This window comes from Paraburkholderia sp. BR10882 (assembly GCF_040948855.1).
GTDB lineage: Bacteria > Pseudomonadota > Gammaproteobacteria > Burkholderiales > Burkholderiaceae > Paraburkholderia > Paraburkholderia nodosa_A.
On record NZ_JBFPKP010000028.1, the window covers coordinates 49586 to 70841 of the forward strand.

General features: G+C 60.0%; 14 protein-coding genes and 1 pseudogene. 7 read left to right on the forward strand and 8 right to left on the reverse strand.

Translation table 11 applies throughout. From position 1 onward, the window contains the following. Positions 1–1239 precede the first annotated feature (1239 nt). From AB3X99_RS37350 to AB3X99_RS37360, 3 genes are all read right to left on the reverse strand, one after another. A complete protein-coding gene (locus AB3X99_RS37350; protein ID WP_368619822.1) occupies positions 1240–3486 on the reverse strand; it encodes a SulP family inorganic anion transporter in 2247 nt (748 codons plus the stop codon). 104 nt (positions 3487–3590) lie between these two features. After that, positions 3591–3848 (reverse strand): DUF4242 domain-containing protein, encoded by a 258-nt coding sequence (locus AB3X99_RS37355; RefSeq protein WP_368619823.1) that lies wholly within the window; start codon positions 3846–3848, stop codon positions 3591–3593. A 60-nt stretch (positions 3849–3908) separates the two neighbouring features. Next, on the reverse strand, positions 3909–7535 hold the full coding sequence (locus AB3X99_RS37360; RefSeq protein WP_368619824.1) for an AAA family ATPase: 3627 nt from the start codon (positions 7533–7535) through the stop codon (positions 3909–3911). Positions 7536–8716: 1181 nt separating this feature from the next. Between AB3X99_RS37360 and AB3X99_RS37365 the strand changes: the two genes are divergently transcribed. Both AB3X99_RS37365 and AB3X99_RS37370 read left to right on the forward strand, forming a co-directional pair. Beyond that, positions 8717–9616 carry a hypothetical protein gene (locus tag AB3X99_RS37365; RefSeq protein ID WP_368619825.1) on the forward strand — a complete coding sequence of 300 codons (900 nt, stop codon included), beginning with the start codon at positions 8717–8719 and terminating at the stop codon, positions 9614–9616. 163 nt (positions 9617–9779) lie between these two features. Beyond that, the gene (locus AB3X99_RS37370) at positions 9780–11024 is read left to right on the forward strand and encodes a hypothetical protein (protein ID WP_368619826.1); all 1245 of its coding nucleotides are present in this window, start codon (positions 9780–9782) and stop codon (positions 11022–11024) included. A gap of 410 nt (positions 11025–11434) precedes the next feature. On the opposite strand, the gene AB3X99_RS37375 is transcribed toward AB3X99_RS37370, so the two are convergent. Continuing rightward, a complete protein-coding gene (locus AB3X99_RS37375; protein ID WP_368619827.1) occupies positions 11435–11920 on the reverse strand; it encodes a hypothetical protein in 486 nt (161 codons plus the stop codon). 522 nt (positions 11921–12442) lie between these two features. On the opposite strand from AB3X99_RS37375, the pseudogene AB3X99_RS37380 reads away from it, so the two are divergent. Continuing rightward, a pseudogene (locus AB3X99_RS37380) lies at positions 12443–13266 on the forward strand (IS3 family transposase); the annotation flags it as partial. On the opposite strand, the gene AB3X99_RS37385 reads toward AB3X99_RS37380, so the two are convergent. Next, positions 13235–14176 carry a lyase gene (locus tag AB3X99_RS37385; RefSeq protein ID WP_368619834.1) on the reverse strand — a complete coding sequence of 314 codons (942 nt, stop codon included), beginning with the start codon at positions 14174–14176 and terminating at the stop codon, positions 13235–13237. The pseudogene AB3X99_RS37380 and the gene AB3X99_RS37385 sit on opposite strands and share 32 nt — an antisense overlap. A gap of 693 nt (positions 14177–14869) precedes the next feature. Here AB3X99_RS37385 and AB3X99_RS37390 point away from each other — a divergent pair. Together AB3X99_RS37390 and AB3X99_RS37395 are read left to right on the forward strand one after the other, a co-directional pair. Further along, positions 14870–16120, forward strand: a complete 1251-nt coding sequence (locus tag AB3X99_RS37390) for a hypothetical protein (RefSeq protein ID WP_368619828.1) — start codon at positions 14870–14872, stop codon at positions 16118–16120. A 992-nt stretch (positions 16121–17112) separates the two neighbouring features. Beyond that, positions 17113–17352, forward strand: coding sequence for a helix-turn-helix domain-containing protein (locus AB3X99_RS37395; RefSeq protein WP_368619835.1), 240 nt, complete (start codon positions 17113–17115; stop codon positions 17350–17352). A 210-nt stretch (positions 17353–17562) separates the two neighbouring features. Here the strand turns inward: AB3X99_RS37395 and AB3X99_RS37400 are convergent, their stop codons facing one another. After that, entirely contained in the window at positions 17563–17844 is a 282-nt protein-coding gene (locus AB3X99_RS37400) for a hypothetical protein (protein ID WP_368619829.1), read from the reverse strand. A gap of 362 nt (positions 17845–18206) precedes the next feature. Here AB3X99_RS37400 and AB3X99_RS37405 point away from each other — a divergent pair, with 362 nt between their 5' ends. Further along, on the forward strand, positions 18207–18827 hold the full coding sequence (locus AB3X99_RS37405; protein WP_368619830.1) for a hypothetical protein: 621 nt from the start codon (positions 18207–18209) through the stop codon (positions 18825–18827). A gap of 254 nt (positions 18828–19081) precedes the next feature. On the opposite strand, the gene AB3X99_RS37410 is transcribed toward AB3X99_RS37405, so the two are convergent. Beyond that, positions 19082–19660: a hypothetical protein gene (locus tag AB3X99_RS37410; protein WP_368619831.1), complete on the reverse strand. Its 579-nt coding sequence runs from the start codon at positions 19658–19660 to the stop codon at positions 19082–19084. Positions 19661–19794: 134 nt separating this feature from the next. Here AB3X99_RS37410 and AB3X99_RS37415 point away from each other — a divergent pair, with 134 nt between their 5' ends. Beyond that, positions 19795–20142: a winged helix-turn-helix domain-containing protein gene (locus tag AB3X99_RS37415; RefSeq protein ID WP_254343104.1), complete on the forward strand. Its 348-nt coding sequence runs from the start codon at positions 19795–19797 to the stop codon at positions 20140–20142. Positions 20143–20627: 485 nt separating this feature from the next. On the opposite strand, the gene AB3X99_RS37420 is transcribed toward AB3X99_RS37415, so the two are convergent. Continuing rightward, the gene (locus AB3X99_RS37420) at positions 20628–21218 is read right to left on the reverse strand and encodes a hypothetical protein (protein ID WP_368619832.1); all 591 of its coding nucleotides are present in this window, start codon (positions 21216–21218) and stop codon (positions 20628–20630) included. Positions 21219–21256: the final 38 nt, after the last annotated feature.

Genomic DNA, 21256 nt, shown 5'->3' on the forward strand with positions numbered 1-21256 from the left:
AGCAACGGGGCATAACTCACTAGCTTTCACACAGCCCCCATCGGCCTTCTGCGCGTCCGATGCCTGGCTACGCTATAGGCGCCCGGATCACCGACGCGCCCGACACGCATGAGACGCCAAACGGTTCGGCACGCGAATCTTGACATTACAGGTCGACTGTCAACCGAAGGGGCATTAACGCGCGCCCAGCTCTTCCAAAACGCCGGGACCGCCTCGCGCTGCTGGCATATGTGCGCGCCCGGCAGCCTGTAAATTGAAGCGCAGGGATCGCCGCTTTCGCCACGCAGGTGATTGCCAGGAGACGGCGATGTGGTGTCGATCCGATGAATCCCGGCTGGGGCTACTTGTACATATTCTGCTGCACGCATCGCCAGCTTCCTCCGACGAGTACATTGGAGCGCATGAGACGCAAAATCACGCGGCAACACCTTCCAGCTGTACCTTCCTCGGAAAATTGCAAGGACGTCGACCATCGACGCTCGAGACGCCCATGACAGCCAGAGGCAAGCGACCGAGCGCGCCACCTGCCCTGCCGGCTGAAGCGAGGCGCCGGGAACCGGCGGTTATCGGGTTGCTGGCGGCCAGACGGTTAGTTGCGCAATAAAATCGAAGCCGGTCCTTTGAATCAACCCGTCACGACGCCATCGGCGACCTCTCCCGACCTCCCAGTTTCAGCAGTCGCGATTTCACCGCGTTCAGTTCGCGCGAACACATCGGACAGTAGTCGGCCGATTCTGTTGAAAAACTCCCGCAACCGCGCCCACTCTCGCAAGTCACGCTGGCACGCGGCACCTCGACGACATTGATTCTGCCGGTGCTCGGCAACGCAAACGGAATTGCAAACCGGTTCACTTTCCGGCCCGTGGTGCGGCAGATAGCCAATGGAAATGGGTCGACGCCGGGCTGCCTGCTCGCTGCGACGAACGAGATCGTCAATGCCGCGAGCACTTGAACCGAACCCGACGATTGCGAAGTTGCGTCGCATGCAGTTCCGTCGCAAGTCCGAGAAGCTGGAGCGTTAGATCGAACAGCTTGAATTGCGACTTGAAGACCTGCAGACCGACGAAGGCGTGGCCGCCCGCGCTGGCTCGGGCAATTCATAGCAACGACGCAAGCGCGCGCCTAACGCAAGCCACTGCCCGAACACCTCGAACGCGCTGAGCGTGTGCAACTGTCCGGCCGAAGATCATCGAGCGAATTGCGGATCACCCGTCAACCGGATCGACGACCTGTTGAACCTCATTGCGCTACCCGGATTTGCTCGTCCGCCACGGCGAGCCGCGTCGCCAGCACGCGCGCGACGAACATGTGCATGCGTCCGGCGAGGGCCGGATCGTCTATGTCGATACGCCGGAGCGTTGAAATCGCGAGCCGCAAGACCACGGTCGGCTCATCGGCGACAACGTCCGCGCTGCGACGCGCGCCGGTGTACGCGCCCATCTCGCCGACGATCGTTCCCGCGCCGAAGCTCCTGAGTCGCAGCATACGTCCTTCGCCCCCGGGTAGTGCCACGGTCACCCGGCCGCTCTGAACGAAGTAGATCGCGTCCGATGGATCCGCTTGCCGGAACACGTACTCGCCACGCGCGAGCGAGAGCGTGTCCAAATGCGGCCTCAGCGCATGAAGGGTATCAGGTAGATCCAAGACAGATGCGCTGGTGCCTGTCACGTGCGCCGCACCCAGAAGTTGAGTTTCAATCCATTCAAGCCCACTATCGAGATCGGTCGAATAGTACGGGCCGCTGGGATTTTGGGGGTCTGTGACGCCGTCAGCAAACCACTTGCGCAGCGCCGGCGAAAGGCCCGTCAAAACGAGCTTTGCATTCACGCGGGCGCAGGCGTCGCGCAGCCGCTCGAAGCTCGCAATGCACGATGCGTCCACTCCGTGCACGCGCGCAAAATCCACAAGCACCAACCGCACACCCGCGTGAGCATGGGCTGTAGCGGTTGGTACTTCGATTCGCGCGCGAATATGAGCGAGGATCGCGTGCGCGGTGCCGAAGAACAAAAAGCCTTGCAGCGCGACACCGTAGAGCGCCTGCGCTTCAGCGTCTAGCACGCGATTTTCCTCAATGGTGCGCTCGAGGTTCGAGCGCCGCCCGCGGCCGTCGAATTCGAGGCGCAGACAGTTGACGTGCCCATAACGCACGACAAACAACAAACACGCCGCGATCACGCCAAGCACCACGCCTGCCACGATGCCATAGGCCGCCACGCACACCATGATCGCTGGAATAAGCAGATAGTCATGCCACGGCAGTCGCCTGAACGAATCGACGAGCCATTCGGTCAGCATTGTCGCACCGACAAAGAGCTGAAGCCCGACCAGTACGGGCTTGGGCAGGATGGCCATCAGGCCGGGGTAAAACGCGACCGCCACAAACGAAAAGACCGCCGCGAGGACACCCGCGCGCCGCCTCCGCACGCCCAGACGCCAGTGGATCATTGTGCGAGTCATTGATTGCGCGCCGACCAGTCCGCCCACGGCACCGGTCACGATGTTCGCGAGGCCTACCGCACGCATTTCGCGGGTGTAGTCAATGTCGTGCCCGGTCGCCACGCCGATGCTCGTCGTGTTCAGAAGCACTGTCATCGACGAGACCGCAGCGATTGCGAGAATTTCTGGTGCGCTCGAAGCGAGCGCAGGTAGCCGGGCTTGATGAACGAGCGAGAATGGCAGTTGCACGGTAGCGATCGGCTTGTATTGAAACAGCAGACCCATGCGTTGCGCGTCCTCGATACTCCGCCCAGAGACTATCAGCCCGATGTAGAAAACTGCGACACCGAGCGTCAGGATGGCGGGCAGTACGATCACATACCGCGAGCTCGGCATCAAGCGGGTGAGCACCAGCAGAGCGACGCTAACGAAGAGTGCGGGGACGGTGGCAAGCCACGGCAGCTGCATCAGGGCGCGCGGCATTTCGGCACCGAGAGGCACATCGGTAAACACGCGCAGTGCACCCTCCACGAGTAGCAGGCCCGTACCCGCAAGAAAGCCGCCGATGACCGGAAACGGCACGTATTGGATCACGTTGCCCCGTTTCCAGTTTGCGAGCACAAGAAGCAGAGCACCGGTGGTGACGGACGACACGGCAATTAGCAGGAGCACAGTCGAAAGCACCGCGCCGTCGCTGCCTCCGGCGGCATGGACAGACAAGGCAGTAGCCGCTGCCAGACTGGCAAGCAGCGCGGTCCCGTTTGAATCGGGGCCGGCGATCATGAAGGATTGAGAGCTCGCGAGGCTGACCACGAACGCGACTATTACGCAACTCGTAAGGGCCGTCGGCATACCGGACGCAAGCCACGGCGAAAGCCCCGCTGAAAAGATCATGGCACCGTAGCCAGCAGCGTACGACAGCGCGACCAGCGCAGTCAGCAGACCCGCGAACGTATCGGCGCTGAGCGACGTAAGCGCCCTCTGGCCGCGCAACGTGCGCCTCGCTCGGGGATCGGGGTAAGGCTGCACGAGATTGTCGTTCTCGCTCATGATCACCCCACGTGGCGGCAACGGATCAACCCACTGCGAATAGCTGCGCGTAGGAAAGCGGACGCCCGGGGTAAGCCGCAGGGCGTACCGGCGTCTGCGCAGTGCTAGGCGTACATTTCCGGACGCAGATCACTGACTTCAACGATCGCATCTGCTGGTATCTGGCAACGTCGCGCGGCAGACAAGATCGCTTCGGCGTTCGGTGCCTCATAGAGGCAGTACGTCTTCTTCTTGTCGGCACTGAGAAATGAAAAAAGCCATTGAACGCCTTCCTCGTCATTGATCTGTTTTATCCCCAACGCCGCCTCGTTGGTCAGTTCAAGTTTCTCAGCGAAATTGCGCTCAATGATGAATCGCGGCATGACGATCTCCTTTAAGAATGGACGCATTACTGCTCGTGGGGAAGACATTCAACATGCTTCTCAGGAGTTCCTGACCTGATCGTCAGGGCTGATCCCGTTGATGCGTTGTAGCAAAGCGAACATCCCTAGCTGTCCGGCCGTCTCCGCGGATGCTGCGAGCAACTGCGCCGCCCGGCTTTTGTCACTGTCTTGATTGCGGGCGGCCAGCATCATGGCAAATTCATGCTGGCTATGCGCTAGCCAAGGCCAAGCCTGCAGGCGGGCGTCCATCTCCAGCGCATACTCGAAGTAGTTATATGCAGCCTTCCAGTCGCCGAGGACGCTGGCGAGCATGCCGAGGTAACGCGCCGTCGCACCACAGCACAGCGTGAACGCGGGAACCGTCACGGCCTGATCCTGGAAGGGCCGAAGCAATTCATAAATACGCGCCGCCGGCTCTCGTTCCTCGAGACGCACCGCGACTTCCGCCAGATACGCGAGGGTAATAAGCCGCTTGCTGTCCACAGGAATTGCCGAGTCGGTCAGTTCCATCTGGTCTAGACCGTCACGGGCGTACTCGTCAAAACCCAAGTCCGTCCAGATCAACATGAGGCCCGGCCGCCAGATCGAGTCGGTAGGGTGCTCCCTGACGAACTGTCTGAGCACCGGCGCGACCTCAGCGAGGCGTCCCTGTTCGCGACGTATCGTGAACATCTGCACCCCATAGACACCCGCTGCGAATTCCCCTTTACCGCTTTGCGCGAGCTTGAGCGACTCCGTTGCCTTGTCTTCAGCTGCGGCGAAGTCGCCCATCAGTATCGCTTGCATGGCCTGTGCAGCGGTCGTGCACCACCGATCGACGAAGTGCCGGCCGCTCGTGGCAATCTCGCGGTAGCGCTCCAGCGTTGCTTCAAATCGCTCCAGCTCGCCTATCTCCAGATATCCTGTCAAACATCTCGCGCACGCATGCCCGATGGAATGAGCATCGCCAAGCTCTTCGGCAATCTGGAGAAGTTCCTGCATCACCTCGCGACGGGCAGCAAAGACGTGCGCAGGTAGCGGCTCGGCGCCGACATGCATCAGCTTGCATGCGAGCGCGTCAAACAGACTTGGCCGATCGTTCAGGCGTCTCGCAAGCGCGACTGCTTCGATGGCGAACTGCAGGCCCCGGTTCGACTCCCCCGTCATTTGAGACGTGCGCACGAGTCGGCTCAACAGGCGGCAGCGTTCGACCGTCTCTTCGGTTCCGTGCTGTACAAGCGCCTCTTCGAGGAGCGCGATGGACTCTTTGCCCGAGCCTTCGAGAAACGTTTCAGCCTGGTCAAATCCGAGCGCCGCCTGAAGCAGGTATCCGCGCAGCTTCGCGTCCCGTGCCATCTTTGCGGCGTCGCGAAACGTGACCATTGCGTCGCGCCGCCCCAATCTCTGTTCGGCCTCGCCGCGGATAAGCATAAGGGGCAGCATGCGATTAACGCGAGCGTTCTGGTCCACGTGGAGACTGTCGACCAGTTGCAGTCCACGCTCCGCGTGAACAATCGCCTCAGTGAAGGCGGCGCGCGTCAGCGCACGCTCGCCAGCGCGCTGCCAGTAAGCGATGGCGGGTTCATGCAACTCTGCAGCCGTGAGATTCTGGGCAAGTAGTTCCGGTTGCTGCTCCGCCACCTGCGGGTACTGCTCTTCGAGTGCGGTGGCAATCCTGGCGTGGTAGTGCCGACGGCGCGTTATCAGCAGGGACTGGTAGGCGATCTCCTGGATCAATGCATGACGAAAGAGAAATGTGTTCCCTGTCGTGGGCGCGCGCGGTGCGGGCAGTATGATTTCAGCCGCGATCAGCTGGTTGAGGGTTTGCTGCAGCTCGCTCTCGGGAATGGTCGAAATGATCGAGAGCAGCCTGCGACTGAACTCGCGCCCGATCGTCGACGCGATCAGGGCGGCTTCCCGTACCGCCGGTTCAAGCCGGTCGAGCCGGGAGAGCAGTGAGCCCTGAAGCGTGTCTGGGATCGCAATCATCCGCGACGTCGGCTTGAGTTCATAATGGCTGCCTGCATCGCGCAGAAAGTCTCCCTGGATCACTGCTTTGGTCAGTTCCTCGACGAAGAGCGGTACGCCATCCGTTTTCGCGACGATCATGTCGACGACGACCTGGGGCAGCGGCTTGCCCGGTGTCATGCGCTCTATCATCGCGTTGCAGTCACTGCGCGAAAGCCTGTCCAGATTGAGCTGGACAAGATGCGGGCAGGGCCATCGCGGCTGGAATTCGGGACGGGCCGTGATCAGGATCATCAGCTTCGCGCACACCAGACGTTCAAGCATCACCGTGATGAAATCAAACGTGGACGGATCAACCCAGTGCGCGTCCTCGACAACGACCAGTAGTGGCTGTGTACTAGCCAACTGCGCAATGAGAGCGATAAGCACGTTCAGATAGCGACTCCTGAAATCTGGCGAGGACGCGTCGAGCGCGGGTTGTTGTCCGTCGGTGGACACGCCCAGTAGCGAAGAGAGCACCACCACTGTCTCTGCGTGGTCGACGTCCATTGCCCGAATGCTCGCGTCGAGCCGGCTGGCATCGCTGCCATCCCCGGCCTTCTGACCGATGCCGAACCTGTGCTGCAGCCACTGTACGAGGGGCCAAAAGGGACTGTTGCGGTAGTAAGCAGAGCAGTGCAGCGACACCACCGCGTGCGCTTCGGCGTCGATCGCGCTGCCGAAAGCGCGCAGCACTCGGGACTTGCCGATGCCCGGCTCCCCCGTGAGCAGCACGCAACGCATCTCCCCGTCGGTGCTCTGCTGCCAACGCTGACGGATCATCTCCAGCTCGGGTACCCGACCGATGAGCGAAATCTCTGATCGGGCTCGCGGTTCGGACTGCGCGAGAACGCGGTGGATGAGAACCTGTTCGGAGATTCCCTTCAGTTCCCGCCAGCCGAGCTCTTCAAGCACGAACGATCGCTCGACCAACCGCTTGGTAGCCGGCCCAACCACGAGCGAGTCCGACGGGGCAATCGCCTGCAGCCGCGCCGCGATGATGGGCGTCTCACCGACAATCGCCTGACGGTCCAGCGACGAACCTGCGCCAACCTCGCCGGCGACAACAAGACCGGTCTCAATGCCAATGCGAACGTGCATGCGCCCGTGCCCGCCTGTTGCGGTGGCGGCACTGGCGTGCCCGAGCGTTGAGAGAATCGCGAGCCCGGCCATCACCGCCCGCACTGGGTCGTCCTCGTGCGCCCGTGGATAGCCGAAGTAGACGACAAGCCCGTCGCCGAGGTACTGTGCGATATGGCCTTCATGTGTTTCTATGGCGCTCGCGCAGACCTCATGGTAGCCACCCAGCAGGCGGCGCGTGTCTTCTGGATCCAGATGATGGGTTAGCTCCGTCGAGCCGACCAGGTCCACGAACATGGCAGTCACCTGCCGTCGCTCAGCCGGCATCGATTGGATCGGCGGGACTGGACGGACTTTTTCTGTCGCGTCTGTCGGAGTGGCCGGCTCGCACGACAGCGCGCCAGTGCTGTTCAACCCCCCCAGCGCTTTCAGCAGGCGCTTGCGCTCGCCAAGCTGGAGCCCCAGCTCTCTGAGATCCTGCTCGGACAGATCACCTATCACATCCCAGTCGATACCTTGCGAAATAAAGTTCGCAGCGTGGGCACCGAGGCCGATGCGCGTAAGCCACGACGATAGATCACCGGGAATTGAATGGTCCATTCTCAATCCTGCTCGCGCACGCCCCGACGTCTGGCGCGCAGACACCGGGGTGCCTGGGGTTTGGGCGGCCTTCCGGAACCATGAATACGCTGCGTCATAGCCATGTCCACGTTATCTTCTTCGACGGATCAGGACACCAGAAGCTTGATCGCGTCATCAGCGAACAGGCATCGATGGCGGGAGCTTCGCCATCCCGTCGAGCCAACGCGCTTTCCGTTCGAACATAGTCTCCAAATCATAAAAGAGCAATGTGGGGTTGGCCGATATACCGTGGGTCAGGCCGAGAAATACGCGGTTCTGTCGCGACGAAGCCAGTTTATTTCAAATGATTCTGGCCCTGACCCGTCTTGACTATCGCAACGCCGACGCCGAAAAAGATTCTAGCTGTTTGCAGTGAATGCATCATGCATTGCCATGGAACCGCCCAAGCCTGTGCGAATAGTCAAGCATGCCGGACGATCCGACGAGATCGGCTGCGTCGTTCCGCAGCAAAGCAGTAAATGTCCGCATTTGTTCGCCAATTGCATGGCCGAATTGTGTCGCGCTGAGAGGGAAACTCAGACCGGCCGGCGAGAGCGGTCAGTGGCTCCAGACGATCGCCGGGAGGACATAATGTGCGCATCCGTCGGGTGCTCCCCGCCCGTATGTGTGCCGTGTTCGCAGATTGACTCCTCTGGCACGAGAAAGGCGAGACACCAACAGACCATGAACAGCAGTGCCGCCATATTGGTCAGCCTCTTTAGTCGCGTCATTTTTATACCCCGTAGGTGACGTGCGTCTCGACGATGCCTCTTGATATCTCGTCATTGAAGGTGACTGAGGCGGCGGCATGTGCGCCCGCCCGGGTGGCAAACGCCTCGAAGAATCAGGTGAATCGCTTTCTTGAATCTCGGCGTGGATATCGGCAACGGAAGAATGCGGCGTGATGACGCCGTCTGATCGCATCGCCGCTATCATCCGTCCGATGTGGTCGGCAAGCTTGTCCAGCAACGGCATGGTTCCGTAGAGGTCGTCCAGTATTGTGACCAGGTGCCGAAGTGCCTTGAACGTCTCGGGCGTTGCGATGTTGGCCATCAGCGGAGCGTCAGCACGATTCGTCTCGTCTGTGTATGTTGGCCCACAATTTTGACGCAACGCACCGGAACCGATTCCACCCACGTACGCCGCGCATCGTAGGGGAAGTGGTCGAGGCCGTGCCCATGAAGTCAATTGCGGAGCTCGTTGAACTCGGGATTCATCCACATGAATTCGTTCGCACGAGAGCCATCGCGTGGCGATCGCCGGAGCCCGAGATCATCGACACTGCCCCGGCGGCTCATCTCGAGGGGCCAGCGCTCGAGCGCGCATTGCTCGCCCTCGTCAAGCGCAACCGACGCATCGAATTCCTGCCGCGCCGTGCGCCGGCCTGGCCGGCAGAGCAAGATTCCACGCGCCGGCGGCGCGAGAGCCGCATCGTCGACGCCTCAGGGCGCCGCGCGGTCACCGCGACCCTTTTTTACCGCTGCCGCCGCCCCTGGGTCGCGCGGACGTTCGCAATCGGCTGCGACGCGCGGCGCGCCATCGCCCCGCTCATGGTGGCCGCGCTGCCGCACGCCTATCTGTATCGAGCGGCTGGTGCGCGCTTCACGACGATCGGCATCGTCGGCCGCGGCCACATGTTGGCCGGCAGCGGGGCCGAAGTACGCGAGCGTTTGCTCAATGGCGCTGCGCGCTGGGCTCTCGCCGACCTCGCCACGAGGACCTGGCACTGCACCGGCTCCCGGCCTGCGTCGATGCAGTGGGCCGAGTTCGGCAACGCCGTTGCGATCGGCGACCCGGCCTTTGCGCGAGACGCGCTGTCCTCGCAGGGCCTCGCCTCCAGCCTGACCGACGCTCGCTACGCGCGCTCATCGAGACTGACGATGATTGCCGGACGCTCGCCATGCGATCGCGCCTCGCCCGCGACGCACATGCGGCGTCGCTTTCGCGGATGCTGCGAGAAGTCTGGTGCACGAGCGAGCACTGGCGTCAGTACCAGGCGGAACTGGGCTCGTTGCGCGTGGCGGTGCCCTCCGCGCCGACGCAATCCGCCGAACGCATGATCCGAAGAAGCGTTGGTCACGAGGCAACACCTGGCACACCGATTTGAATGATGCGCCAGGTATGTCCGCTGGATCAACGCGCCGGCCGATTGGCACGATGCATGCTCAAGGGACGCGATCCAGGTCTCGTACCTTGCCAACAGCGTTCACTTCGAGGTGGCTCATGTCCAGTCCTACCTTTATGGGTCCATCCGTCGTCAAGCTCCTTGAAGACTCCGAAAGGATGCTGGCCTATGCCGCTCGCGCCGGAAAACCGATCCAACTCGAGATTTCAGAAACGATTGCGATGGCTCGCGAAGCGCAAATGCGCGGCGAATGGGCCGCTTCACTTCAAGCGAAGCTGTATTGCGCGCAAAGCGATCTGGCTAACGCAATCAAGCCCGTCACCGCGGAGGCGCTCGATCCGAAAGTCATGAAGGCGGCGAGGAAAGCGGCACGGCGTTATTTCTCGCTTGCGCTCTTGCTGACGCTGATCATTGTGCCCGCCTCCATGGTCATGTTCGTCGACTCGAAGCTTTCCGAGAGCGGCAAGGCGTTGATCGACAAGAACGACAAAATCGCCATTCCGCTCCACGAGGCCCTGGAACGGCAGCGCATTTCCATTACCTCGACTAAAAGTCGATGCAATGCCTTCGAATCCCTTCAAAAAACTCCGCTAACGCCAGTCTCGTCCAAGCAAGGCATCTCGCGTGTCTCCGGGGAGATACCCGGGATCGACGCCGATCTGGCGCTGACACCCTCTGTTCTCGTGATAAAGGAACAGCTTCAGGAGTTCGCGCGCAACAACCGCCAGCTCTACGCGGAAACAATCTGGCTCGAACGGCTCTCCCTTCATGGCAGCGAGAACCCCTACGAGTCGCCGTGGATGGCGAACGCTTCGACCCGTAGAGAAAATCTCGAAGTCACCCTGCCGATGCTGCTCCCAAAGAATTGGTGGAGCAATGCCGACACGGACGACCCCAAGCCCAAAGGACCCGAGCACGCCATCGACGATGGCATGGAAAAACTCGCGGTGTATCAGGACATTCGGGCAATGGCGCAGAATGCTGAACACACCAGCGATTTTTTCTGGAGCGCAATCATCGCGTATTTACTGCCGGTGTTATACGCGGTCCTTGGCACGTTCGCATTCATTCTTCGGGACCTGTGCGCCCGAACCCGAAGCTACACCTATCACGCGTCGCATGCGCGCTGTTCCAATCACGCGCGCGTGATCGTCGCTGCGATCGTGGGCACGGTGATCGGGCTATTCGACAAGTTCATGGACAGCTCCATTTCGGCTTCGCCTCTCGCACTCGCGTTCATTGCCGGGTATGCGGTGGACCCGTTCTTCGCGCTCATCGACCATATCGCCAATACCGGAAGAGGACCGTCTGTCGCTTATGGTCCGGCCGACAAGCCCGATTAGAAGTAGCGCGAGATGAGAAATCAGACCTGTCCGTTGCGGCGAATACTCAGTGACTGCACCAATTCCCGAGGGGAGACCAGAATAGCGCGCTGTGTGCTGGTCGCGGACCCTGCTGAGCGCGCTTCCTGGAGAGCCGGCAAGGATGGCGACGAGGGTACGTGTGCAGGCATCCCGAGATCGGTGCGGCGAGGAAAGAGAGCAAGCAGTTCAACGACTTCGCGAGGGCTGACTGGCACCACACGATGTACATTCGCCACCGGCACGTCATACAGATCGTGCCGGTGTCCGCTGGTGCCACGGGTTATCTTATTGGTGGCTGTCCCGATGAAGGTCGTCCCCATTCTGCGTAGTGCGGAAACCGCAGCCAGCAGCAGTTGTACGCGCTTTCGACTTGGAGCTATCAACCAGCTCTACGGCGTAACCTGGCTCGCGAAAGCGGTGCAATCCGCACCCGCGCTACGTACAGCGTAGTAATCGCCGTAGAGTGTACACAGCACGGGGTTTCCTGCACTATCAACGATTAGGTTGCCATTGCTATCTGTTTGCAAAGTAAGCGTCACATCGTCGGCTTCTGTGACTTCGGTGACCATGCATCCATCATGAAGCTGCAGCAGCGCAGCCCGAAATCGGCCTTGTCCGATGCGGACCTTGATCTCGCGCTTTACTTCAATGGTCAGATTTGCCTCGTAGGAGGAGGGAACCCTGACTTCGTCGTCCGGATCGGGAGATGAGCGTAAAGTCGCGCTAGCGAGCAAAGCCATCCGCACGTCGTTTGCGCGCGGCATATCCCCGTGCGATTGCCCGAAGACTGCATCGGTGGCCAACGCCTTTCCATTCCAGACAACTTTCAATGGATTGTCGCGGAGGTCGCTGTCCTCAACGGCTGCGCTCCCCATCGCAGCCTCCATCAAAGCGCGTGCGTCGCCCTGAGGAGCAGGCGAAAGCCGGATAGGTTCTGCCAGCGCGGCGACTTGATGGCCGTGGTCCGGGCGGTTTTGCAGAAGATTCTATTAAGACTAGCGTCAACGAATCTAAGCAGGTCGTGACTTCCAGCGACTGGCGCGAGATCGTGGAAAAAGGCCTGCAAGCGATTACCATGCAGACAAAGGACCTGGTAAGCGGGAAGTAGCTATGGATTACGGCAGCAGCGCTGCGAACTTAAGCGTTGATCCACATTTCGAATCGTGCCCGGCAGTTGCCAAAGGCATCGTGCCAAAGCCAATGACGCGAGTTTGCATACGTGTGCGGCTTACTCGTTTCTGACTATTGCGACGGCGACGTCTTGCTGGATGTATCCGAACTCTTCTCCTGACTTTTCAGTGGCTGGAGCGGCCCCACGTATCTGAGGACACAAGGACTCTCTTAAAATAAGGGATAGTCTTGTGCCTATCAGTAAGCCTAGTCATTACGTGGAAACCATCGAAATTCTGACCGAGCCAGAGCGCCGTCGTCGGCGCACGGCGCAGGAAAAAATCGCCATCGTGCAGGAAACGCTGGAGCCGGGAGCATCGGTATCGGCTGTGGCACGTCGGCACGGCGTCAACGCCAACCAGGTGTTCGGCTGGCGCAAGCAATACCAGGAAGGCAGTCTGGCGGCGGTGAAGGCAGGCGAGACCGTTGTGCCGGCATCTGAGTTGGCCGCCGCCATCAAGGAAATCAAGGAACTGCAACGGCTACTCGGGAAGAAGACGCTGGAGGTCGAAATCCTGAAAGAAGCCGTGGAATGGGGCCGCTCAAAAAACCTGATTGCGCGCTCGCCCTTGCTGCCGGGGGACGACCGATGAAAACGGTCTGCGAAGTTCTCGGCGTGGCGCGCTCTGCCGTGGCGGTGAAGCGGGTTCGTCCGTCCGACTGGCGCGATGGTCGCCGTGCCCGCGTAAGCGACGATGCCGGGCTGGTCGAGGAAATTCGAGGACATGTGGCGCAACTGCCAACCTACGGCTACCGGCGTATCTGGGCGCTGCTGCGGCGTAGTCGGGAACAGACCGGTGCGCCGTGCATCAACCACAAGCGTGTGCATCGCGTTATGCGTGAGCACCAGTTGCTGCTGCGTCGCCCCGGCGTGCGGCGAGACAAGCGGCGGCATGATGGTCGCGTTGCCGTGGACCGCAGCAATACCCGCTGGTGCTCCGACGGCTTCGAGTTCCGTTGCGACGATGGCACGCCGCTGCGCGTAACGTTCGCGCTGGACTGCTGCGACCGTGAGGCGATTAGCTGGGCAGCGACGACCGGCGGCCATAGCGCAGCAGATGATCCGTGCCAGACTCCGACAGCCAGACTTCTCCCGGCCGGCCCATCATCTGGCGTACGTTCGCGTGTGGCCGCGGCAGCGCAAACGTCTCGAATCGTTCGGTTCTTGGGTCAAAGCGCACTAGCGCATTAGTGCTCCATTCGCTGAGCCAGACGATGTCTCTGTCGTCAACGAATATCGCATAAGCATGCGGATCGGAGCCCGGGAGTTTCCATTCGCGCCAACGGTGCGTCGCCGGGTCAAACACTCCCACCTTTCCTGCGTTCCACTCGCTGATCCAGACGCGTCCTTTTGAATCGGACCATACCCGGCGCGCTCCCTGTTTCGGTGTTGGCGGCTCGATGACCTCCGCCGCGCCGCTCACCGGATCGATGCGGCCGAGGTAGCTGCCAGCCAATGAAGCGAAGTACAAGCTGCCATCAGGGGTGACACAGATGCCATAGGCGCCCGGCCCTCGCGGCGCATCGAACACGCGCATGCTGCCGCTGCGCGGGTCAAGCTCACCATAGATTCCGCCCTGTCCGGTAAACCAAAGGTGCCCCCGTTTGTCGAAGACCGCCGTGTTCAGGTTGGCATTCTGTCGGTCTTCAGGCAACGGGAAGCGCGCGACAGCGAGTGTCTTCGGATCGACGCGTACGATCGCGTTCAGCCCGCCGTCGGTGATCCATGCGGCTCCATCCGGACCGACGATCACGCCGTGCGGCGCCGATCCGTTGCCGAGCGGGATCCGCTCGGACTTGCCGCTGCGCGGGTCCAACCTTCCGACTGCGCCTTGCGCCTGCGCGGTGTACCAGACGGTGCCACCAGACTCTGGCGCGACATCGTGCGGTGCGCTACCGGAGGGCACAGCAAATGAGTCGAACGAAAGGGACTGAGCCTGCGCCGAACCTGGTGCCAACATCGCACCAACAAGAACCGACGCAAAATATCGGAAGAAACGGGATGCGTTAATTCCGTTCACCGTCGCGCAAACCGCTGTATTTGCGATGCGAACCACGTCCGCCTCCGTGACGGGATATTGCTGGCACTGATGCGTGCTTATTGTGGCACTAACTGGGAGAATTCTCGGCCTGGGCGCAGACAAAGTGCGTGACAGGCATTTGTCTGCGATTAGCAGGCGGCTCGATGGGCGCGCAACGACGCATGGCGAACTGAGCAAAGGGGCGGCCATGCGCGCGATGGCCGTCTTATGAGGGCGAATGCGTGAATTCGGCCATCTAGAGACATTGGACCAGACGTTCAGGTAGACGTTTGAATGTCCGCTGTTCACACAGACAACGGCCTTACGTTCGAAATCTCTATCGACACCCGCATCCGTGCGTAGCCGCGATCATGTCGGTGACATCGGTGCTTGCCAGCATCTCGGCTTAGCGATTCGGAGCGAGCCCTGGGCACATGCGACTTCACGAATCTGTGCGTGAAATATGTTTGCCATCCAAGTTCAGGATTACAAATTTCACACCGAAGTCAGCCAGCCAAATTAACAATGCAAAACGCATAAAACAAAACGCTCTGTACGGCACCGCACACTACTGCAGCGATTCCGAAAGGACCATGACATACGTTGTCTAGGCTTGTTTTTAGCGGAGGGTGTATGACTTACGCTTCGAATTCCAACGCCGTTTTGATCGACAACTGCAATAACTTAGAGAATCTGTCGGTCCTCCTTGAGGTCACCGAGGACGTTGCCACTACTGACGGTAGTGGTTGGAGCCTTCAGCTTAACTGCTATCCGCCGGCGGGCGAATACTGCCAGACCAGCCAGGTCAATATCTTTCAGTACATCGTGATCGTGCAGGGTGGGAGTCTCAACTACTACATTCAGTATTGGTCGGGCGGAGCGCCTTCTACTTGGCCGTCGGGCTATACACCAGAGCCGGGGACGACACCATGGCTGCCTTGCTGGCCCTACGATTACGGAACCGCTCCTCAGTTCGCAACCATCAACGGCGACACACTGCCGAGCCGGTCGAAGCTGAATATCGCGCTCGGTACCAACGACGCGGGAGGCGTGACAACCGCTACGTTCACCTACACCGACCCAAACGGCACCGACCAAGTCGGAACCTTCGAACTGCCTGCCGTGCATCCGATCGTCGCCTTCCAGTTGAATTTCGTCGGCCCCCCGGGAGGCACTGCTAACTTCACGCAAGGCCTCACGAACTCACGTGGCATCATTTACTACAGCATCTCTTCCGGGCAGCTCTCTGCCCAGAATGGTGGCCCCGGGGCAGCCTGTGGTGAGCAGGGATACGGGACAGCCGAGACTTCGAACATGTCCTACTCGGATATAAACGGCGCCCCCGCAAGCACCGTCACACAGATCCTCCAGCAGCCCGTGTCGTGCGCCGTCAACACCCTCTTCAAAGGTGAACAGGCGAAGCTAGGAGAAATGCAGCAGATTCGTGACAGTCAAGTCGCACAGTATCCTGCTGGGCAATGGCTTTTGGAGGTTCTCGATCGCCATTCCGCCGATCTTGCCGTGCTCCTTACCTCGGACAAAGGCGACCTGCCGCGGATTGCACGGGATCTTCTCACCGAAGCTGCGCACACGGCTCGCCAGGGGGGCGTCTTCAAGAGCACCACGATTGACGATGCGCTCAAAATGCTCCAACAGGTTTCCTGCCAACTGCCGCCGTCGATGACCGGCATCGGCCAAGCTGGTGCGACTGTACTCGAGTCGCTTCGCGGGAAGACGATTGACGATGGACTGAAGGTCGCGAGTAAGACGATCCTCCCTCGCTTCCCAACGCCTCAACAGCAGCCATGCCAAAAGTGCTACGAGCGCTTGGCCGAGCGAGTGGCGGCCCTCGAGGAACGCGTCAAACGTCTGGAGTCGCGATGACCAGTGCCCCTATTGGCGAGGTAAAACGTCATATCGATCAGTCAGTAGACAGCGTCAAGCAGCATGGCCGGTCGCATTGACTCAAGATTTTCGCTACCAAGCGATGCCTGTCGCCTCATGTAATTTGTTACCCGTCAGAATGCTGACGGGGACGACTTATGACGAGGCGGCTCAGCATGACAACACGAAGGGAATTGACTGAGGCAGTCGGTGAGCGGTACCGCCGTTCTGATCGGAACGAAAAGCGCGAGATACTGGACGAGTTTCTCCGGGTGACTGGGTATCATCGCAAGCACGCTATCCGCGTACTGTGCCGCGAGCCTCTGCCCCAGATGGGCGACCTGCCTACACGCTGAACTGCAGCGGCTTCGTCCGCGGCTGGGACAAGTGCTTCGAGGCAGCTGGGGAGATCTGCAAGACGGCTGGTTTCGACGTGATCGACCGAAGCGACGAAGACGCGGATGCGGTGGGCGCGAGCCGAAGTGGTCTACTTGGCGCGAAGACGAACGAGCGATCGATGTTCATCGCCTGCAAGAAACCAGCGGCCTGATTCTAGACGGAGGAATGGCGTCCTGGTTGGCGATGCTCTGCCCTCGCGCGAACTCGCAGGAAGTCCGGGAAGTGCTACCTCTCCAGCACGCGATTCGAATGCGCGATTGCCGCGGCGCCGGTCAGATCTATCGCATGTCCGTCGCGAACTTGGTCAACTGACAGGTTAATTGATCGCGCCAATGCGGCCGTTGCAGTACCTGACGCGTGTCCGGTGGTCGACCAGTGATTCTTGAAAATGGAGCGCCTAGCATTCGAGCGCGATGCTTCGATTTGCTTGGCAAATTTAAGCGTTCGCTGATTCCTCACCCTTTAGTTTACCAAATACCTTCATAAATGCCTTAACCGAGGTCGCTTGATCGCATCCGCGGACCCCTGGCAGAATCCGCCCGCCATAGACATTCAGGATCGGCGATAGCTGTCGTTAACCAGCGGCAGGCGCGATCGACCCAAGCCATTTCTCCTTCTGCACACCGCATCATTTCGTCCGAGGCGTCACGCCTTTCGAGTACCTGCTGCAGGCACGACTTGATCTGACCTCGCGCATGCTGGCAGAGACCGATTTCTCAATCGACAGAATCGCGAAAAGTTGCGGCTGGACAAACGGGGATCGTCTCGCACAGATCTTCCGGCGGCGATTCTCCCTGACACCTTCTGAGTTTCGGCAACGACGCAACTCGTAACGCGAGTAGAAGGTGCGTCTACAACGAATGACGCTCAAGGTTCCCCGTCAACCCCCGGGGGTAAGATCAGTTCGTCGCACCATAGAGGAAGATCTTCAGAATTCTTCTTTCCCTGGGCGCGTCTCCTCGCGCGGATGCTTGCTTCGAGCACCCTGCTTCTGCCCAGATCGGATCACTCTCTGGCGCTGCTGCATGGGCAAGTGACAGCAGCTATTTCTTATCCCCCACTGCGGGGAAAAACGCGTTCCACACCGCTCGTACGCCCTGTGCGGCGGCAGCCTGCGCGTCCATGTGCTCACTGTCGGCCGAGTCCCCCGGATCCGCACTCAGACCACGCCAGTGCGTGAACAGAAGCACGGGTTGCTCCGTCCAATGTCCGTCGATAAACCGGGAGAATGCCGTATCTCCGGTCGTGAGCCTAACTTCGTACCAGCCCTCCCGGGCCGGCGTATAGTCGTCCAATGGGAACCATCCTGTGGTATCGATTTCCATTTGTGCCCCAGATTCGAAGCCATTACACATGCATGACAGCACGCGGCGTACCTGTTTCCTCCAACGACACGCAGCATGCTGTGGCCGCGAATACCATCATGATAGAACCCCGCGGACTGCGTAATCACCGGCATGATGATAACCATGCCGTCCGCGATGATGCCCCTCCTCTCGCGCAACTCTCCTGATGATGTCTCTGGTTGCGATGACTTCACGCGTCGCGAGATTCGCAGCGGTCAGCATTGCGACCCGGGCACTAACCTTCAGCTTGAGCATCGGCTGTTGAAGATGCATTTCGCAGAACCACACGCGGGCGCTATGATTGGCCAGTCATAGTCCGAAGGGAAAGGGAGTTCATCGTAATGTTGAGCTTACGTATACATTTCTGGTCGATCGCGGCAACCCTGATCGCGTTTGTGGCGTCACTCTGGATCAATCAGGAGGTGTTTGCGCATACCTCGTTTGTACGGGGCATCAACTGGATATTCCTTCCTTCCGGCATACGGCTTTTGAGCACGCTACTGGTTGGTGTCGACGGTTTCCTTGGCTTGCTGCTTGCTGGTCTGTTAACGGATTTTCTTTACTGGTTCCCGCATGACCCTGTGAGAGCGATCGCTGGCGCAATACTTGGGTCAGCGGCTCCGTATCTGGTGTACAGGTTCGCGAGAGAATATTACGGCTTGCGCGCATCGTTGACGAATCTCACGCCGACCCGGCTTCTTGTGCTCGCCGTTGCGTATTCAGTCGCGAATCCGCTGTTGCATCACCTGTGGTTTGCGTTGACCGGTGCGACCGAGCATTTCTTCGAAAGCCTGTTCAGCATGTTTGTGGGCGACCTCACCGGCACACTAATCGTGCTGTATGCGATGAAGGGATTGCTGGCTTTGCTCCCGAAACGCCCGGGCGATTCCCGGCTCACGAACGGGATGTTCAGCATTCACGTTGCACTGACCAATGCATATAACAATCAGGCCGCACGCTAGAGTCATGAGCGGGTTGCGATGAGGCGCAATCGCACCCCGCCTCGTGGCGTTATGTCCGATTGTTGACATCCTTCATCTCGACGCGGTGCTGCATCCAGGCTGAAATGTCGCGATTCGCGACGACTCTCCAGGCGCTTTCAATGCTGCGCGGCCTGCCCAGACTCACGCCCCCCGAGCGCAATCAATCCCGCAAGGGTGAGAACCTTCGATAGCCCTGTTCGAGCCCTGACGGGCCGTGCACCCCATATCTGCCGTCAAGCCAGGCGGTTGTAGAAGGCAAGATCGAGGGCCAGCGGGATCCTGAACATGCCGTCGGTCATGCGTGAGGACTGACTGGGATGTCTGGGCAGCAGGGCAAGCGTGCCCTTCACGATATAGAGGAGAATCAGCGCGCCCAGCAGATCGCCCACAAACATCGTGATGAAACTCTGCGGGATGTCCTGCGTATTGCCCGTCATTGCGAACCAGAGATGATGTAGCGTCGAGTTCGTGAGTGCGACAGCAAACGCGAGCACTATAAGGCGCCGAGGCGTGAGATTCGTCAGCGACGCCTTCAGGCCATAGCGTTCCAGGGCGAGGCGATAGACCGCGTACGGGCCGGCCGAACTGAAGATCGCGCCCGCGATTGCCCGCACGGGGTCGTTCGGGAAGTAGTGAAAGAAATCGACCAGCAAGGCGGAGACCTGCAGCCCAATCGCACCGTCCGCGTCCAGCAGCAGCGTACTCAAAAGCCGGATGCCAGCCGGAAGATAGGTCCACTCCACCCAACGCGGAAACGCGGCATCCAGGAAGATCAGTTCATCGACCCAGAGCATCAGCACATAGACAAACACAGTGCCAGCTATGGACCAGAAATGTAAGCGCAAGCTTCCCACGACGGTATAATTGTTCCATTCGCTTTTCCTTCCCAATCATAGCTGACCCGCGCCTTCGCGGCGTGCGCACCCATCGCGTATGGGCGAAAGCAATGAAACGACCTGCAGACATCTATCTTCGTTTCCTGCAACTGACCGAAGCCATTCGTGGCTTGCCCACGCTGCCAGCGCTTGATCCGCTTGAAGAGAAGATTCTCGAGTTCGTGGCTCGCGCGTCACAGAACAAGGACCGGTTGTCGGTCCGGGACATGATTGGACACAGTGAACTGGGCTCTCCTGCGACACTTCACGGTCGCATCGCGTCCATGCGCGAGAAAGGATGGCTCACCCTCTCCGACACCGAGGACACCCGGCGCAAGCAGATCGAACTCACGCCTGCCGCGCTGCGCTACTTCGACAAGCTCGCCGAAGCGCTCTCGAAGGCAGCGAAGGGCACCTGAGCCGGCGGCATACCCCGCGATCCCGAGCCCCCAATAGAGGGCGTTCTGCCCGGATCGGCTAATCAAGGCAGTTGCCCCCCGGTCAGCCGTGCTGCGTGATTGCGAGCGGCCTTTCCCAATCGCACAGAAATCGTTCGCGATCCGAAGTAACCAAAAAAGAACCCACGGACCATATCGGGCAGTGGGTTCGCAAACACACGCCAAAAGCTCGGTTTTTTCACAAACCGTCATAACTTTTGGAACAGTAAACATACCGGCTTTGCGAGGCCAAGGCAACCTGGCAGTGGCTTAAAACAACACCCAGGGGAAGCTCAGTTCGGTATTTTTGCGCCTGTCACAAAAAGGGCCCCGCTACCGTCTCGAGGCAGCGGTGAGCCGCCAGCAAGTACATCTGGTTTCAGCAAAAGCAGGTTCGAGAACATCCAGACCCGATGTAATACCCGCAGGAGCGCCCACCGCCGCGGACCAGACGTAGTTGCGTTGCGTCACGCGATGCAGAAAAGCGATTGCCGGACTTTCGCCGCGGCTTTGGCGCCGCCGGGCAGATCGTCAGTCAGGCGCCCATACAGGGCCTGCCAGTCGACGGCAAGCAACGGGATCGTCCTGTCGTTGCGGGACCAGTACGCAAGAAAGCGCGCCCAACCCTCGAGGAAAAAGCCCACACCGGGACTGAGCAGGCACGGAGGTCTCGCCACAAGAGGCACCCGGGCCGCAGGAAATATCGAACAGAGCGTTTCAAGTTCGTCCGCGGCTTCACCGGCGGTCGCCGGTTTGTTTGCACCGGCCGACAGGTGATCCCGCACGACGTCCGCAACACAGGATGTACAGAGCTCGATATAGGAGGCGCGCACCCCACCCAGGTCTGTCCACCGGGCAGACGACGCATCCGTCGACTCCGCCATCCTTCTCAGAACGGGAAGCCTGACGTACGACGGCAGTGCGACAAAATCTGTTTCCTCGCGCTGCAGGGCGTCGCGAAACATCGGATAGGACAGCAGCCATGAACTGACTGACGGACTGCCACCCTGACGCGAAGGCAGATTCAATTCCGGAAGGCCCGGGTGCAGCGTAGCCATGCTGATCTCCATTCGTTATAAAAATAATAACGAATGGC